The organism is Streptomyces sp. NPDC057302 (assembly GCF_042667685.1).
In the GTDB taxonomy this organism is placed as follows: Bacteria; Actinomycetota; Actinomycetes; order Streptomycetales; family Streptomycetaceae; genus Streptomyces.
In genome coordinates this window covers 1-14,685 of the sequence record NZ_JBHUZJ010000100.1, presented here as the reverse complement: position 1 = coordinate 14,685, position 14,685 = coordinate 1, and the positions used below count along the sequence as shown (strand labels likewise).

13 protein-coding genes and 1 tRNA gene are annotated in these 14,685 nt (G+C 70.6%); 4 read left to right on the top strand and 10 right to left on the bottom strand.

Annotated features, from left to right (window positions below; genetic code table 11):
- Positions 1–55 precede the first annotated feature (55 nt).
- Complete coding sequence (gene chpH / locus ACFUPX_RS39530) at positions 56–289, bottom strand: chaplin ChpH (RefSeq protein WP_383333736.1); 234 nt, start codon at positions 287–289, stop codon at positions 56–58.
- A 184-nt stretch (positions 290–473) separates the two neighbouring features.
- Positions 474–1,826 (bottom strand): M20/M25/M40 family metallo-hydrolase, encoded by a 1,353-nt coding sequence (locus tag ACFUPX_RS39525; RefSeq protein ID WP_383333734.1) that lies wholly within the window; start codon positions 1,824–1,826, stop codon positions 474–476.
- A 181-nt stretch (positions 1,827–2,007) separates the two neighbouring features.
- Here ACFUPX_RS39525 and ACFUPX_RS39520 point away from each other — a divergent pair.
- Positions 2,008–2,092, top strand: a tRNA-Leu gene (locus ACFUPX_RS39520).
- A 74-nt stretch (positions 2,093–2,166) separates the two neighbouring features.
- Here the strand turns inward: ACFUPX_RS39520 and ACFUPX_RS39515 are convergent.
- From ACFUPX_RS39515 to ACFUPX_RS39490, 6 genes are all read right to left on the bottom strand, one after another.
- The gene (locus tag ACFUPX_RS39515) at positions 2,167–2,790 is read right to left on the bottom strand and encodes an ATP/GTP-binding protein (RefSeq protein ID WP_383333732.1); all 624 of its coding nucleotides are present in this window, start codon (positions 2,788–2,790) and stop codon (positions 2,167–2,169) included.
- Positions 2,771–3,163, bottom strand: a complete 393-nt coding sequence (locus ACFUPX_RS39510; RefSeq protein WP_383333730.1) for a DUF742 domain-containing protein — start codon at positions 3,161–3,163, stop codon at positions 2,771–2,773. The genes ACFUPX_RS39515 and ACFUPX_RS39510 overlap by 20 nt, the downstream gene beginning before the upstream one ends.
- Positions 3,160–3,570, bottom strand: a complete 411-nt coding sequence (locus ACFUPX_RS39505; RefSeq protein WP_383333728.1) for a roadblock/LC7 domain-containing protein — start codon at positions 3,568–3,570, stop codon at positions 3,160–3,162. The genes ACFUPX_RS39510 and ACFUPX_RS39505 overlap by 4 nt, the downstream gene beginning before the upstream one ends.
- A gap of 4 nt (positions 3,571–3,574) precedes the next feature.
- Positions 3,575–5,134 (bottom strand): ATP-binding protein, encoded by a 1,560-nt coding sequence (locus ACFUPX_RS39500; protein ID WP_383333726.1) that lies wholly within the window; start codon positions 5,132–5,134, stop codon positions 3,575–3,577.
- Between the two features lie 242 nt (positions 5,135–5,376).
- A complete protein-coding gene (locus ACFUPX_RS39495; RefSeq protein ID WP_383333724.1) occupies positions 5,377–6,774 on the bottom strand; it encodes a hypothetical protein in 1,398 nt (465 codons plus the stop codon).
- Positions 6,761–9,637, bottom strand: a complete 2,877-nt coding sequence (locus tag ACFUPX_RS39490) for a peroxidase family protein (protein WP_383333722.1) — start codon at positions 9,635–9,637, stop codon at positions 6,761–6,763. Before ACFUPX_RS39490 ends, ACFUPX_RS39495 begins: the two co-directional genes overlap by 14 nt.
- A 380-nt stretch (positions 9,638–10,017) precedes the next feature.
- Here ACFUPX_RS39490 and ACFUPX_RS39485 point away from each other — a divergent pair, with 380 nt between their 5' ends.
- Positions 10,018–11,295, top strand: a complete 1,278-nt coding sequence (locus ACFUPX_RS39485) for a lipase family protein (RefSeq protein WP_383333720.1) — start codon at positions 10,018–10,020, stop codon at positions 11,293–11,295.
- 15 nt (positions 11,296–11,310) lie between these two features.
- Here ACFUPX_RS39485 and ACFUPX_RS39480 read toward each other — a convergent pair whose 3' ends face one another.
- Together ACFUPX_RS39480 and ACFUPX_RS39475 are read right to left on the bottom strand one after the other, a co-directional pair.
- Complete coding sequence (locus ACFUPX_RS39480) at positions 11,311–11,712, bottom strand: YchJ family protein (protein WP_383333718.1); 402 nt, start codon at positions 11,710–11,712, stop codon at positions 11,311–11,313.
- A gap of 60 nt (positions 11,713–11,772) precedes the next feature.
- Positions 11,773–12,474, bottom strand: coding sequence for a FadR/GntR family transcriptional regulator (locus ACFUPX_RS39475; RefSeq protein ID WP_383333716.1), 702 nt, complete (start codon positions 12,472–12,474; stop codon positions 11,773–11,775).
- Between the two features lie 172 nt (positions 12,475–12,646).
- Between ACFUPX_RS39475 and ACFUPX_RS39470 the strand changes: the two genes are divergently transcribed.
- Positions 12,647–13,156 (top strand): gluconokinase, encoded by a 510-nt coding sequence (locus ACFUPX_RS39470; protein WP_383333714.1) that lies wholly within the window; start codon positions 12,647–12,649, stop codon positions 13,154–13,156.
- A gap of 52 nt (positions 13,157–13,208) precedes the next feature.
- Positions 13,209–14,606: a gluconate:H+ symporter gene (locus ACFUPX_RS39465; RefSeq protein ID WP_383333712.1), complete on the top strand. Its 1,398-nt coding sequence runs from the start codon at positions 13,209–13,211 to the stop codon at positions 14,604–14,606.
- Positions 14,607–14,685: the final 79 nt, after the last annotated feature.

Below are 14,685 nucleotides of genomic sequence, written 5' to 3'. Positions count from 1 at the left end.
GCGCGCACTCCGGGGCCCACAGACTCAGACCCTCATGGGGCGAGGCACAGCAACGTCACTTGTTGATGCAGGTGTTGCCGAAGGTGGGGTTCAGCAGCCCGATCACGGAGACCGTGTTGCCACAGACGTTGACCGGCACGTGCACCGGCGCCTGGACGACGTTGCCCGAGAGCACACCGGGAGACTTCACGGCGGCACCCTGAGCACCGGCGTCGGCAGCAGCGATACCCGCACCCGCGAGCACGAGACCACCAGTGGCTGCCGCAGCAGCGACGATCTTCTTGAGCATTATTCCTCCTTGTTGGCAATGCGATCCCAGCCGCGGACCGCACCACCTGTAACGAGGAGGAGGTAGCGGGGCTACGAGCGTATGGTCCCTTTCACTCTTTTCAGTCAAGTACGTACGCGCTGACGATTATTGGAGTTTCGTTTCAGCACGTTAAACGCCACCGAAGGGGCGTACGAACCGGCGTTCAGGACGCGTCGATGAACCGGTCGAGCACGCGCACACCGAACTTGAGGCCCTCCACCGGCACCCGCTCGTCCACTCCGTGGAACATGCCCGCGAAGTCCAGCTCCGGCGGCAGCTTCAGCGGCGCGAAGCCGAAGCCGCGGATGCCGAGGTCGTCGAAGGACTTGGCGTCCGTGCCCGCGGAGAGCATGTACGGAACGGCGCGGGCGATCGGGTCCTCGGCCTGGAGCGCCGTCTGCATGGCGTCGACGAGCGCGCCGTCGAAGGTGGTCTCCAGGGCCTTGTCCGCGTGCACGTCCGTCCGCTTGACGTTCGGGCCCAGGATCCGGTCCAGGTCGGCGAGGAACTCCTCCTCGAATCCGGGCAGGAAGCGGCCGTCGATGTGCGCCGTCGCCTGTCCCGGGATGACGTTGACCTTGTAGCCCGCGCCCAGCTGGGTCGGGTTGGCGGTGTTCTGCAGGGAGGCGCCGATGAGCTTGGCGATGCCGCCGAGCTTGGCGAGCGTCGCGTCCATGTTCTCGGGGTCGAGCTCGGTGCCCAGGGCGTCGCCGAGCTCGTCGAGGAAGTGCCGAAGCGTCTTGGTCACCCGCACCGGGAACTTGTGCTGCCCCAACCGGCCGACGGCGGCGGACAGTTCGGTGATGGCGTTGTCCTTGTGGATCATCGAGCCGTGCCCGGCGGTGCCGTCCACGGTCAGCTTCATCCAGTGCATGCCCTTCTGGGCCGTCTCGATGAGGTAGAGCCGCAGGTCCTCGTTGACCTGGAAGGAGAAGCCGCCGACCTCGCTGATGGCCTCCGTGACGCCCTCGAAGAGCTCGGGGTGGTTGTCGACGAGGTAGCGGGCGCCGTACGTGCCGCCGGCCTCCTCGTCGGCCATGAAGGACAGCACGATGTCGCGCGGGGGCTTGCGTCCCGTACGCATGCGTTCCCGGACGACCGCGAGGGTCATCGCGTCCATGTCCTTCATGTCGACGGCGCCCCGGCCCCACACGCAGCCGTCCGCGATCTCCCCGGAGAAGGGGTGGTGCGTCCAGTCCTGCGCGTTCGCCGGTACGACGTCGGTGTGGCCGTGGATGAGCAGCGCGGGCCGGGAGCGGTCCTCGCCCTCGATGCGGGCCACCGTGGAGGCACGGCCGGGGTGCGATTCGAAGATCTGCGGTTCGAGCCCCACCTCGGCGAGCTTCTCCGCGACGTACTCGGCGGCCTTGCGCTCCCCCGGGCCCGAGTGGTCGCCGTAGTTGCTGGTGTCCATGCGGATCAGATCGCGGCAGATATCGACGACCTCGTCCTCACCGGTCACGGTCCGCGACCGGTCCGCCTCGCCCGCCCTGTCGCCCCTGCTCGACTCGCTCACGATGGTTCCTCCCGCTATCGCTGCTGGTGGTCCTCCTCATCCTCCCGCGCCCACCCCCCGACACCCAAGGCCGGGCACCCCTCGTCACGCCCCGTTCACGCTCCTGGCCCGTGTGATCGAGGGCCCCCGAATGTTTGCTATGGTTTTCCACGTCGCCGCGGGAAACCGCGACAGACCACCGGTCCGGGTGGCGGAATGGCAGACGCGCTAGCTTGAGGTGCTAGTGCCCTTTAACGGGCGTGGGGGTTCAAGTCCCCCCTCGGACACAGAGGTAACAAGCAGTGTTGCACCGCGAAGAGCGGGCCAGGATCTCCTGGCCCGCTCTTCGCGGTTTCGCGGGTTACCGTGCGGCCTCCAGCGCGGCGGTGGAGCGTTCCTTGAGGTGGCGGATCAGGGCCATCAGGACGTCGCGGCTCGACTCCCGGTCCCTGGCGTCGCAGGCGACGACCGGTGTGTGCTCGGATATGTCCAGTGCGTCCCGTATCTCCTCCACGGGATACGGCCGGGAGTCCGGGAAGACGTTGAGGGCGATGACGAAGGGCACGTCCTGCCGCTCCATCTCCTCGATCGCCCGGAAGCTGGACGCCAGGCGCCGCGTGTCCACCAGGACGACGGCCCCCAGGGCGCCCTTGAACAGGCCGTTCCACAGGAACCAGAAGCGCTCCTGGCCCGGTGTGCCGAAGAGGTAGAGGACGAGGTGGTCGTTGAGGCCGATCCTGCCGAAGTCGAGGCTGACGGTGGTCTCGTTCTTGTCGGCCACCCCGATGAGGTGGTCGACGTCGGCGCCGGCCTGGGTGAGGGTCTCCTCGGTGGTGAGCGGTCTGATGTCGCTCACGGAGCGGACCATGGTGGTCTTGCCGGTGCCGAAGCCCCCGGCGATCATCACCTTGACCGAGCGGCTCCCGGCCGGCAGTGAGCCCGCGGGTGTCGGCTGGTCCGGGCGGTCAAAGCCGTTGAAGTCCACTGAGTACCTCCTCTAGGAGCGCGATGTCCGCTCCATGGCCGGGCGTGGAAGCCGGGATGGGATCGCGGGCGTCCACCAGGCCTGCTTCCAGCAGATCGGCCACGAGCACGGCAAGGATGTTGAACGGCAGCCCGAGGTGGGCGCTCAACTCGGCCGCAGACAGCGGGTCCCGGCACCAGCGCACGATCTTCTCGTGCTCGTGCTGCATGCCGGGGGCGGGAGCGGAGGCGGAGCGGGAGACCACGAGAGTCGCCACGTCGAGGCCGGCGGCCGGCCCGCCGGGTCCACTGCGACCGCCGGTGAGCACGTAGTAGCGCTCAAGACCGGACGGGTCGGTGGGCCGTGGGGGGCCGGACCGGTGGGCGCCGCTCATCCAGGCTGCTCTCCCTGGCGCGCGGTGGTGCCGAGGAGTTCGCCCATCCTGCGGGACAGGTCCCTCATCTGGTGTCCGAGCAGCCCCTGGTCGAGCCCTTCCTTGGCGAGGACCCCGAGGTACGTCTCGACGCCGGCTCGCACCACGAACAGGTGCCCGCCGTCGACCTCGATCATCGCCAGGCGCAACTGGCCGCCGTACTTGGGAAACTGGTCCGCCACGGGCTGGGCGAGCGCCTGCAGGCCCGCGACCACCGCGGCGAAGCGGTCCACGTCGTCCGGGTCCTCGGCGCCGTACGCCGCGATGGCCTTGCCGTCGCTCGACGCGACGAGGGCGAAGCGGATCTCCTGGATGCTCTCGGTCAGATCGCGCAGCGCCCAGCTCACGTCGGTCATGTGGTGCGTCATGTGGCTAGTCGCTCTCTTCCGTGCGGGGCTCGTCGGTCTCTCGTCCGGCGGTGGCGAAGGCCGCCATGCCGGTGAAGGAGGCGTCCGGCGGCATGGCGTGCTGCACGGCGGCGCCGGTCGCGTCGCGCGGCACGGCGCCTGCCCTCCTGGGGGAATCGGCGTGCCTGCTCCTGCGCCGGGGCAGGCCGCCGGGCGTGACGTCCGCTTCGGCCTCGGAGGGCGCGGCGGGAGCGACGAGCGCCTCGGCCGCAGGGGCGGCGTTCACGGCGGGTGCCTGCCTCTGTGCCTGGGCCGGCGCCGCCTCGGGGACGGCGGGCAGCTGGCTGAAGTACTTGTGCGGCACGACGACGACCACCGAGGTGCCGAGCCAGGGCGAGTCGGCGAAGGTGACCTTGATGCCGTACTTGCGGGCGAGCGTGCCGACGACGCGCAGGCCCAGGTGCGAGTCCTCGGAGAGGCCGGCGAGGCCGGAGCCCGCCCCGACGCCGTCGAGCGACTGGAGCGCCTGCTGCTTCTTCTCGTCGGTCAGGCCCTTGCCCGCGTCCTGGATCTCGATGCCGACGCCGTTGGGCACCTCCTTGCCGGACACGACGACCGGCTCGGTGAGCGGCGAGTAGCGTGCCGCGTTGTCCAGGAGGTGGGCGAAGATCAGCGTGAGGTGGTCCACCAGACCGCCGTCGACGCCGAGTTCGGGCAGCGGGCGCACCTGGACCCGGTCGAAGTCCTTGATCCGGCCGATGCCGCCGCGTACGACGCTGAGCAGGCGCTGCGGCTCCTGCCACTGGCGGCCGGGCCGGTCCGTGCCGCCCAGTACGCCGATGCTGGCGGCGAGGCAGTCGGCGGGGCCGATCGCCTGGTCGAGCTCCATCAGGCCCCGGGCGACGGCCGGGGTCCCGCCGTGCTCGCCCTGCATCTCGTGCAGCCTGCCGCGGATCTTTCCGGTGAGCACGTGGATCCGGCTGCCGATGCTGATCACTGCCTGTTCGGCGGAGGCGCTGCGGTTGAACTCCTCCTCGACGGCGATGAGGCCGGTGCGCAGGACCTTGCGCAGTTCGAGCCTGAACTCCGGTGAGATCTCGGCCTCTTGGTCGAGCGCGAGGGGCAGGAGGTCGTCGATGGCCTCGCCGCCGCGCAGGCCCGCGAAGGCCGTGGGCAGGAACTCGTCCGCCAGGCGGGCCACCAGTGCCTGCTGCCGGTCGAGCCGCCACTGCCAGGCCTTGGCCTCGTCCGCCTGGTGGGCTTCGTAGGCGGCGCGTTCGTTCTCGTGGCGCCGCTCCAGGGCGGCGACGTGCTGCTGCCACTGCTGGGAGTGGCTCAGCTGGGCGGTGTGTGTGTCGTCGGCCGCGCGGCCGAGCTCCTGGCGTGTGCGCAGCAGGAGGCGGACACACGCGGCGGCGGCCGCGGTCGCCGCGAGGCCCGCGACCGCGGTGGGTATGCGGGCCGGGTCGGAGCCGGCGGCCACGGTGGCGACACTGCCGCCGCCGAGGCCGATCGGCAGCAGCCACCAGCTGTGCCGGGCCGCGGGCGCGCGGGCTGCCGCCGACGGCGGCGTGGCAAGTTCCATCTGCATCCTCAAACCAACGCGATCGAAGAGTGGACAACCCGGTCAAGGGCTCGCACCCATCGCAGCTCAGCGCCCCCTGTGGCGGCGGCGCCCCCTCGATCACCTGCGTGATCCCCCGTGCGACAGCGCGACAGCGCCGTGGTGCGCGACAGACTGATATCGCGTCAACTCACGGCGCTGCAGGGGAGCTTAACCGGTGGAGCACCTCGTAGATCAACCCCGCAGGTGGCGGGCGGAGGGGGCTAGCCGTCCCACAGGCCCGCGTGCCGGCGGTGTGCCGGTGTCAGGCCCTGGGTGAAGTACTTGTCGTAGTACTCGTTCTCCACGTGGTGGGCCTGGAGCCAGATTCCGGGGACGTGGATCGCGTCGGTGTGCGCCGGGAAGCGGCGGTGCGTCCGCAGGATGTACGTACAGATGTCGCGGGCGCACTCGATCACGCGCTCCTCGTACTCGCTCGCCTCGGCGAGATAGCGCTGCCCGTAGTCCTCCCGGTAGATGCGGGTGAAGACGTCCTTGTCGCCGTAGACGCCCCCGGGGCCGAACTTCTCCCGGATCACGGCGTCCACCGCGTCGGACATCGAGTCGAACGCCGGTGGGCACATCGCGGAGATCAGCTGCTCGCCGCCCGGCGCCTTCAGGCCGACCGGGTGGGAGCGGACGTTCGCATACGTGGGGAGCGGGATGTGCCAGCGCCACACGTCGGCCGGGCGCCAGCGCGGGGTGACGAAGGTGAAGCCGAGCATCCTGCCGTAGGCGCGGGAGAACTTCGGGTCGCCCAGGGCGATTTGGGGGTTGATGGAGGCGTGGATCCAGGCGCCCAGGCCCATCGCCTCGGCCACCAGCATCAGGTTCTGGAGCAGCAGGTCCGCCTCGATCTGGGTGCGGAGCGGGCCGAGGGCGCCCAGCGGCAGCTTCAGCTTCTCGTTCAGGAAGCCGTTCTTGATCCATTTCTTCACGCCGGCGGGGCGGTAGAAGTTCCGGTCGTCCACCAGCGTGGGCCGCGCCCCGTCCGGCTGGGTGAGCAGGTACATCAGGGCGTTGATGTACTGGTGGGACAGGTCGACCACCGGGAACAGGACCGTCGTTCCCGGCAGGTTGGACAGGAACCGGTTGGAGTCCAGGTAGGCGGGGAAGTCCCGCAGGCCCTCCGCCACGTCGAGACGGTGGTCCAGGACCTTGACCTTGGACTCGCGCGCGCGGGCGGTCAGGGTCGCGTCGTCGAAGGGTTCCTGCGGGGCCGGTGGCAGCTTGCGCAGGTAGTACGTGCCGGTGTCGTTGATCAGGAAGAAGTGTGTGCCCTGCGCGTTGTCGGGGCTGCCCGCGGTGCGCCCCGCCATGGTCAGGTTCGGCTTCGCCATGATCGGCTTGCCGTCGCGCGGGTCCTCGAAGGGGCGGTCGGGCATCGTCAGCCCCGTACAGCCGGTGAGGGAGATCAGGACCGCTTCCTCGAGTTCGGTCAGTGGCTGCGGGGCGTCCTTGGAGACGTAACTCATCGATCCCGCGGGGACGGTGGCGCCGCGGCTCACCCGGTGGGTGCGGCGGCGCCAGACCGTCTCCAGGAGGGGGCGTACGAAGAGGTCGGCGAGCCCGGGGTGGTGTCCGTTCGCCCGGCTGTCGGGCCCGCCCTCACTCGACGGCATCACTGCCTCCGTCCCGCATCGGCTGCACCTGCCGCCACGGGGCGAACGCGCTCGCGCCGCGCGGCAGCAGACCCGCGAGGTCCGGGGCGTGCCGCTGGATCACGGACTTCATGCCGCCCTTCTCGACCCACTCGATGCCGAGCGGCGTGTAGATCTCGGGGCGGTAGTCGACGGTGAGGAAGCGGTCGCTCTGCAGGCGGCGCGTGGCCATCAGGATGAAGATGCGGAAGGCCGTGTCGCTGAAGCCGAAGCCGGTCGGCGGGTTCTCGGCGAACAGGCCGACCACGGTGTCGATCTCGTCGACCGAGCTGTAGACGTCCTTGAGGCGCGCGACGGTCTCGGGGTCCTGGCTCAGCTCCTCGAAACGGCTGATGCGCGGCTTGTGCAGGCCGGCGCGGAAGTCGTTGTAGCGCGGCACGCCCCGCCTGCGGGTGCGCACGAGGTCAACGACCGACAGGTCGATGATCTCGCCGTCGCGCTCGAAGCGCTGGAGCGCGCGCGGGAAGTTGTTCAGGGTGATCGCGCCGGGGTGGGCGATACCGAACGAGTAGAGGGTGTCGGCGAGTCCCGTCTTGCGGATGGCGGCCTCGGCGGCGGCGCCCTGGATGTCCTGGAAGGTGAGGCTCTCCAGGCGCTGCCCGAAGTGGTGCTCGCGCATCTCGTAGTCGTCGGGGATCAGCGGGTGCATCCGGTAGACGGTGACGAAGTCCTCGGTGAGGGAGTACGGCGCCGCGTGGTGGTCGGGCAGGGTCTTGGGGATGCCGGTCAGCGAGTGGGACTCCAGGAGCCACAGGCCCAGCTTGTTCAGCCAGTTGTCCGGCGGGCCCTCCCAGTTGGTGTGCAGTCCGAGGTCGATGGCCTCGGTGGCGAGGATCGCCGGGGTCCACTCCACCGTGTGGATCTTGGCGATGAGGGCGGAGACGACCAGACGTGCCGTGTGGTAGATGCTGTCCTCGCTCATGGCGGGGTACTCGTGGCGCAGCGCGGCGCAGACCGAGTTGTGCTCGCGGGCGAAGAGCGTGTGCATCGCGCTGAGGCCGAGCCACCAGCTCTCGTTGAAGCCGGTGAGCGGGATGCCGTTCTGGCCGACGGGCAGGTGGCCGTCCTCCAGACGGAGGTTGGCGCTGCCGTCGGGCTCGCGCAGGAACTTGGCGGTGCGCTCATCGGCGCCGTACACCTCGGAGCCGTCCCACCAGTGCGACGCGGAGTTGGCGAAGAGGATCGGCGGCTGGTTGCCGGGCAGTTGGATGCCTTCGTTCTCGGCGAAGCGCATCACGTTCTCGGGCGGCCCGCCGGGGGTGTTGTGCCAGGTGCTGCCGGGCGGCAGCGGGACCTCGACGGCCTTGCCGCCCGCCGGGTAGCGGCGGTGGTTGACCCAGTCGTGGACCTGGAACTGGATCCAGGCAGCGGCCAGGACGTTGAGCGAGGTCGCGGGCACGAAGGTGTCGCGGGTCAGGAGCCGGCGGCTGACGGTGACCGGGTTGGGGGTGTCGAAGAGGTCGGGCCGGTAGTCCGGCTCGAGGTTGCGCCCGAAGGCCGCGCCCACGGCTCCCATCGTGGGCGCGGAGAGGTCGTTGTACGTCCCGTCGTACGACCGTGAGGTGCGCAGCCGCTCGTCGACCGGCGCGGGTACGGGGACGGCCTTCGGCGGTGCCTCGTGGACGTCGGTGTCGATGAGGTTGAGGCGCCGCAGCACCTTGCGCAGGAAGACCAGGTTCAGCAGGCTCGCCGACACCGGCAGCCTGTACCACGGCACATAGCGGTTGAGGGCGCCGAAGAAGCGGCCGACGGGGATGCCGAGCAGCGTGTTGCGCAGCGGCTCCCCGGTGGTGAAGCGCAGGCCTTTGCGGTGGGCGGCGCTCGCTTCGTACGCGGCTTTGCGGGCGCGGTTGAGATTGCCGAGGGGGCGGTACGCGTCAGTGGTGTACCAGGGGTTGAAGGCGAGTTCCTCGACCCGCCCCGCCGCGGCCATGGCCTCCGCGGTGGCCAGGTCCTGGCGCGGCACGGTGAGGCGCCCGACGGGCACCGGGGGCGTGATGCCGTCCTTCCACTCCACGGAGCCGTCCTCGACGGGCGTGCGCTGCTCGTCGACGTACCGCTGGACGCACAGGTCGAAGGCGACGTCCGAGGTGACGAGGCGGTGCGCGAGTTCGCGGTGCAGGAAGCCGGGGTCGCGGCGCTCGGGCTTGGGCCCGGGGGCGCTGCCCGCGACGGGGCGCAGGAGGTAGCGGACCGGGCCCGCCTCGCCCCAGAGGATGGCGCCGCGGCTCCAGTACGTCTCCTTGGCGAGGCTGTCGACCTTGTGCCGGGTGGCGGCCTGGATGTTGCGCCGCATCCGGGTCGCGGTGGAGAGGCCGACGGCCAGCGGCAGCTTCACGAACAGGCCGAACGCCTTCTGCAGCGGGCTGTTCGCGCCCGCCATGGCCTTGGCGAAGGCGACGAACTCGCGGGCGTCCCGGGCGTGCGACACCGGGAAGTTGGTGGCGAGCAGGTCGTGGCTCTCCTCGGCTGACACGTTCACGCGTACGGCGAGGCCGCGCAGGTCGGCCGCGGCGTCGGGCTGCCGGGTGCCGCTGGCGTTGGAGAGCCGCACGGTGGCCGGATAGTCGGCGCCGGGCCGGACGAATCCGCCGCGCAGGGCTTCGGGCACGTCGTCGTGGATGGTGAGGCGGGCGTTCTCCACGCCGAGCGCGGGTTTCGCGTGCTGGGTGCGCGCGAGGGAACCGGCGCCGCTCGTACGCCGGTTCTTCGCCTGGACCTTCATGATCTCCTGGGCGAGGCGCTCGAAGAGGCGGTATTCCGCCTCGGGGCTGCCGCCCATGTATCGCTCGTAGGTCTGCTCGTACTGTCCGGTGTCGGCCATCAGGCGCTTCCTTCGCACGCAGGCATACGGGACGGGGGCCAGGCCCTGTCCGACGACAGGGCCTAGGACGCTACTGGCGGTGCGGGGCGGCCACAGCGCGGGTTCCCGCCTATGTGCGGGGCACCCTCCGCACCTCGAACAGGCAGGCGGGCGACGGCATTTGGGCCCGTCGGCGGCCTGAGGTGGCCGTGGGGCGCGGGGCGGGTGATCGTCCGGGCGCCCCTCTGGGGTCACCCTTCCCAGCAACCCCAGGAGCGATGCGCGCCGGTGGCCGGTCCGTTACGGGTCGGCGGGGGCCCCGCGCGTGCGGGTTGACCGCGGATCGGGCCCGGTGGTGTGCTCGCAACTCCGTTGCCGTCAGCGCCCGTTCGGGGGAACGCATGCGCGACCACCACGCCAAGGCACCGCCCTTCAGCGATCTGCGGCCGTACAAGGACGCCACCGGAACGGGACCCGCACCGGGCTTCCCGGTCTATCCGGACCTGGTGGAGCGGCTGTTGGAGGACAAGGCGCAGCCGGATCCGGACGGCGTCGTCCCGCACGCCCTGGCGACCTGTGCGGCGTACGCGTACGCCGGCACTCCGGAGGGACCCGACCCGGCGACGCTCGCCATGATCATGGCGGGGCTCGGCCTGGAGGAGAACCGCTGCCGGGTCTTCGAGCAGCGGGTGGGCGCGCTCTACATCGCGTCGGCGGCCTATCTGCTTCAGGACAAGGACCGGCGGGTGGTGATCCTCTGCTATCGCGGCACCCAGCCCGAGGACATCATCAGCATCCTCACCGACGCCGACGTACGGCCCGAGATGCTCCACGTGGACCTGGGCGGCGAGCGGTACGACGTCCACGCGGGCTTCTACCGCAACATGCGGGCCTCCCGTTACCTGGTCATGCAGGCCCTGGAGCGGGCGCTGCGCGGCGAGTCGGTCGACCCCGACGAGCAGGGCACGGTGGGCGACGGCATGGAGGCGCTGTACATCACCGGGCACAGCCTCGGCGGTGCGATGGCGGCCCTGATGGGTGTCGTGCTGGCCCACGAGCCGCGCTACGCCGCCGTCGCGGAGCGCCTGAAGGCCGTCTACACCTTCGGCCAGCCCATGCTCGGCGGACCGGAGCTGGCCCGCGCCTGCCACCGTGCCCGTGATCCGCGGGGCGTCCACGTGCTGCGCGACCGGCTCATCCGCTACATCTACGACCGCGATGTCGTGCCCTCGCTGCCGCCGCGCCCGGTCGGTCCGTACGCGCCCTTCGGCCGTGAGTTCCACTACCGGCGCCGGCGGGGCGCGGTCGACGGCGCCCTCACGCTGGTGGCCGATGCGGCGATCGAGGCACTGTCCCTGCCCGGCGATCTGCTCGGGGGCCGGCTGCCCGCGGTGGCGGGGCGCCGGGCGAAGGCGGTGGGGCGGGCCCTCGCGGCGCTGACGCGGGGGCAGGGCCGGGAGCCCGGCTGGGTCGAGGTGCGTGATCCCGCGCCGCGCTACCCGCAGATGGACAGCCTCGCGGGGCTTGCGGTGGTGGCCCCCCTCGCGTTCTTCGCGGCCCGGCTCGCGCTGACCCGCGGCGTCCCTTTCACGTACTCCTTCGAGGACCACGGCCCTGGGCACTACGTGAACGCGCTGGCTCCGCCGGGGGTCATGAGCGAGTACGGGGACATCCGCTAGCGGGCGGCCCCGCGGCTAGTCGATGAACGCGCCGTCCACGTACACCCACGCCCCGTCGAGCCGCTCGAAACGGCTCCGTTCGTGCAGGGACTCCTTGCGGCCCCCGTCGGTGTAGCGGGCCCGGAACTCGACCGTGCCCGTGGCGTGGAACGCGGTGCCCTCCGCCGTGTCCAGGATCTCCAGGCCGACCCAGCGCAGGCCGGGGTCGAACTCCACGCGCGGCGGCCGGGTGCGCGGGTGCCAGGTGCGCAGGAGGTACGGCTCGTCCTTGACGGCGAAGGCGCAGTAGCGGGAGCGCATCAGCTCCTCGGGTACGGCGGCCACGGCCTCGCCCCGGTGCAGCCGGCCGCAGCACTTCTCGTACGGCTGGGGGTGGCCGCAGGGGCAGGACCGGGCAGGGGGGACGCGTCGAGACATGTGGGCCATTGTCCCCGACCGGGGTATGCGCAGGGGCAGCGCCCCGGCCGGAGGGGGCCGCTACGGGGCGAGGATGTCCAGCTCGTGCAGCGCCCCCACGGCGATCTCCCGGGTCAGCTCCTCGGCCCGCGCCGCGTCGCCCTCGCGCACCGCCTCCGCGAGCCTGACGTGCAGGGTGACGGCCGCCGGGTCCGGGTCCTCGAACATGACCTGGTGGTGGGTGCGGCCCGCGAGCACCTCCGCGACGACGTCGCCGAGGCGGGCGAACATCTCGTTGCCCGAGGCGTTCAGGACGACGCGGTGGAAGTTGATGTCGTGGAAGAGGTAGCCCTCGAGCTGCTGTCCCCGCGAGGTGGCGACCATGCCGAGGGCGCATTCGGTGAGGGCCGCGCACTGCTCGGGGGTGGCGTGCCGGGCGGCGAGTCCCGCGGCGGCCGGTTCGATCGCCGAGCGCAGGACCGTGAGGGAGCGCAGCTGGCGCGGCCGGTCGGCGCCCGCGAGACGCCACCGGATCACCTGCGGGTCGTAGACGTTCCACTCCGCGGTGGGCAGGACGGTCACGCCGACCCGGCGCCGGGACTCCACGAGGTGCATCGACTCCAGGACCCGCACCGCTTCCCGTACGACGGAGCGTGACACCTCGAACCGCTGGGAGAGCTCGTCCGTGCGCAGCACACTGCCCGGCGGGTACTCGCCGCCGGTGATGGCGGGCCCGAGGCTTTCCAGTACGCGAGCGTGCAGCCCACGGGCCTGTGCGGTCATGACGTCAGGGTATGTGGGGACCCCTGGGAACAAAAAGTCAGACTTTTGTGTCACAGACTCTTGAATTTGTCGGACCTAATGAGTTTCAGTGACGTGAACGAGCCACGGGTCTCCCCCGTCCCGTGGCTCGTTCTCGGACCGATGTCGAAGAAGACAGCGAGGCAGCACAGCGATGAGCACCCCCCATGTCGTCGTGGTGATGGGCGTGGCAGGAACCGGCAAGACAACGATCGGTCCCCTGCTCGCGGCCCGGCTCGGCGTTCCCTACGCCGAGGGCGACGACTTCCACCCCCCGGCGAACATCGCCAAGATGTCGGCCGGGACCCCGCTGACCGACGACGACCGCTGGCCGTGGCTCGACGCCATCGGCGCCTGGGCCCACGGCAGGGCCGGGCTCGGCGGTGTGGTCAGCAGCTCGGCGCTGAAGCGCGGCTACCGCGACCGGCTGCGGGCCGAGGCCCCCGGCGTCGTCTTCGTGCACCTCACCGGCGACCGGGCCCTCATCGAGGACCGGATGTCGCACCGGGAGGGCCACTTCATGCCGACGGCCCTGCTCGACTCGCAGTTCGCCACGTTGCAGCCGCTCGGCGCGGACGAGGCGGGCGTCGCGGTGGACGTCAGCGGCAGTCCGCAAGAGATCAGCGAGCGGGCCTTCAAGGCGCTCGCCCTGCTCGACCAGTAGTCCCCCCAGGAAGACCCCCGCACCCCCTCCCCTGACGTACAAGGAAGACACCGTGACCAGTCTCAGCGTTGAGATGCTGGCAGCGGACGCCGTCGAGCCGATCACCTCCGCTGGCCATGCCCAGCTGGGTATCGCCGTCCTCGCGGGCATCGCCGTCATCGTCCTGCTCATCACGAAGTTCAAGCTGCACGCGTTCCTGGCCCTGACCATCGGATCGCTCGCGCTCGGCGCCTTCGCCGGCGCCCCGATCGACAAGGCCATCGTCAGCTTCACCAAGGGGCTCGGCGACACGGTCGCGGGCGTGGGTGTGCTGATCGCTCTCGGCGCGATCCTGGGCAAGCTGCTCGCCGACTCCGGCGGCGCCGACCAGATCGTCGACACGATCCTCGCCAAGGCGGGCGGGCGTTCGATGCCGTGGGCGATGGTCCTGATCGCCTCGGTGATCGGGCTTCCGCTCTTCTTCGAGGTCGGCATCGTGCTGCTGATCCCGGTCGTCCTGATCGTCGCCAAGCGCGGCAACTACTCGCTGATGCGGATCGGCATCCCGGCCCTCGCGGGCCTGTCCGTCATGCACGGCCTCATTCCGCCGCACCCCGGTCCGCTGGTCGCCATCGACGCGGTGGACGCGAACCTGGGCATCACGCTGGCGCTGGGCGTGCTCGTCGCCATTCCCACGGTGATCATCGCGGGCCCCGTCTTCTCGAAGTACGCGGCCCGGTGGGTGGATGTCTCCGCCCCCGAGAAGATGCTGCCGCAGCGTCCCTCGGAGGACTTGGAGAAGCGTCCCGGGTTCGGCGTGACGGTCGCGACGGTGCTGCTGCCCGTCGTGATGATGCTGGCCAAGGCCCTGGTCGACATCATCGTCGACAACCCCGAGCACACCGTCCAGCGGGTCTTCGACGTCGTCGGTTCACCGCTGATCGCGCTCCTCGCCGCGGTGCTCGTCGGCATGTTCACGCTGGGCCGTGCGGCCGGATTCACCAAGGACCGTCTCTCCACGACCGTCGAGAAGTCGCTCGCGCCGATCGCCGGTGTGCTGATGATCGTGGGCGCCGGTGGCGGCTTCAAGCAGACCCTCATCGACTCCGGTGTCGGTCAGATGGTCCTGGAGATCTCCAAGGACTGGTCGATCCCGGCGCTGCTGCTCGCCTGGCTGATCGCCGTGGTGATCCGTCTCGCGACGGGGTCGGCGACGGTGGCCACGATCTCGGCGGCAGGGCTCGTGGCTCCGCTGGCCGCGGACATGTCCGACGTCCATACGGCGCTGCTCGTGCTGGCCATCGGGGCGGGGTCGCTCTTCTTCTCGCATGTCAACGACGCGGGGTTCTGGCTGGTGAAGGAGTACTTCGGGTTGAGCGTGGGGCAGACGATCAAGACCTGGTCGGTCATGGAGACGATCATCTCCGTGGTCGCGGGCGGGCTGGTGCTGCTGCTGTCGCTGGTGATTTAGCCGGCGCCGGGGCCTTGTCCGGCGTCATCACCGGCTTCGCCGAGTTCGTCCTCAAACGCCGGACGGGCTGGAAGTATCC

Bases quoted from the DNA above. Each gene is read 5' to 3' on its own strand.
- ACFUPX_RS39510 (WP_383333730.1), bottom strand. From the start codon at position 3,163: ATGAGCGGCGCCCACCGGTCCGGCCCCCCACGGCCCACCGACCCGTCC.
- ACFUPX_RS39485 (WP_383333720.1), top strand. From the start codon at position 10,018: ATGCGCGACCACCACGCCAAGGCACCGCCCTTCAGCGATCTGCGGCCG.
- ACFUPX_RS39475 (WP_383333716.1), bottom strand. From the start codon at position 12,474: ATGACCGCACAGGCCCGTGGGCTGCACGCTCGCGTACTGGAAAGCCTC.
- ACFUPX_RS39480 (WP_383333718.1), bottom strand. From the start codon at position 11,712: ATGTCTCGACGCGTCCCCCCTGCCCGGTCCTGCCCCTGCGGCCACCCC.
- ACFUPX_RS39505 (WP_383333728.1), bottom strand. From the start codon at position 3,570: ATGACGCACCACATGACCGACGTGAGCTGGGCGCTGCGCGATCTGACC.
- ACFUPX_RS39490 (WP_383333722.1), bottom strand. From the start codon at position 9,637: ATGGCCGACACCGGACAGTACGAGCAGACCTACGAGCGATACATGGGC.
- ACFUPX_RS39495 (WP_383333724.1), bottom strand. From the start codon at position 6,774: ATGCCGTCGAGTGAGGGCGGGCCCGACAGCCGGGCGAACGGACACCAC.
- chpH (WP_383333736.1), bottom strand. From the start codon at position 289: ATGCTCAAGAAGATCGTCGCTGCTGCGGCAGCCACTGGTGGTCTCGTG.
- ACFUPX_RS39470 (WP_383333714.1), top strand. From the start codon at position 12,647: ATGAGCACCCCCCATGTCGTCGTGGTGATGGGCGTGGCAGGAACCGGC.
- ACFUPX_RS39500 (WP_383333726.1), bottom strand. From the start codon at position 5,134: ATGGAACTTGCCACGCCGCCGTCGGCGGCAGCCCGCGCGCCCGCGGCC.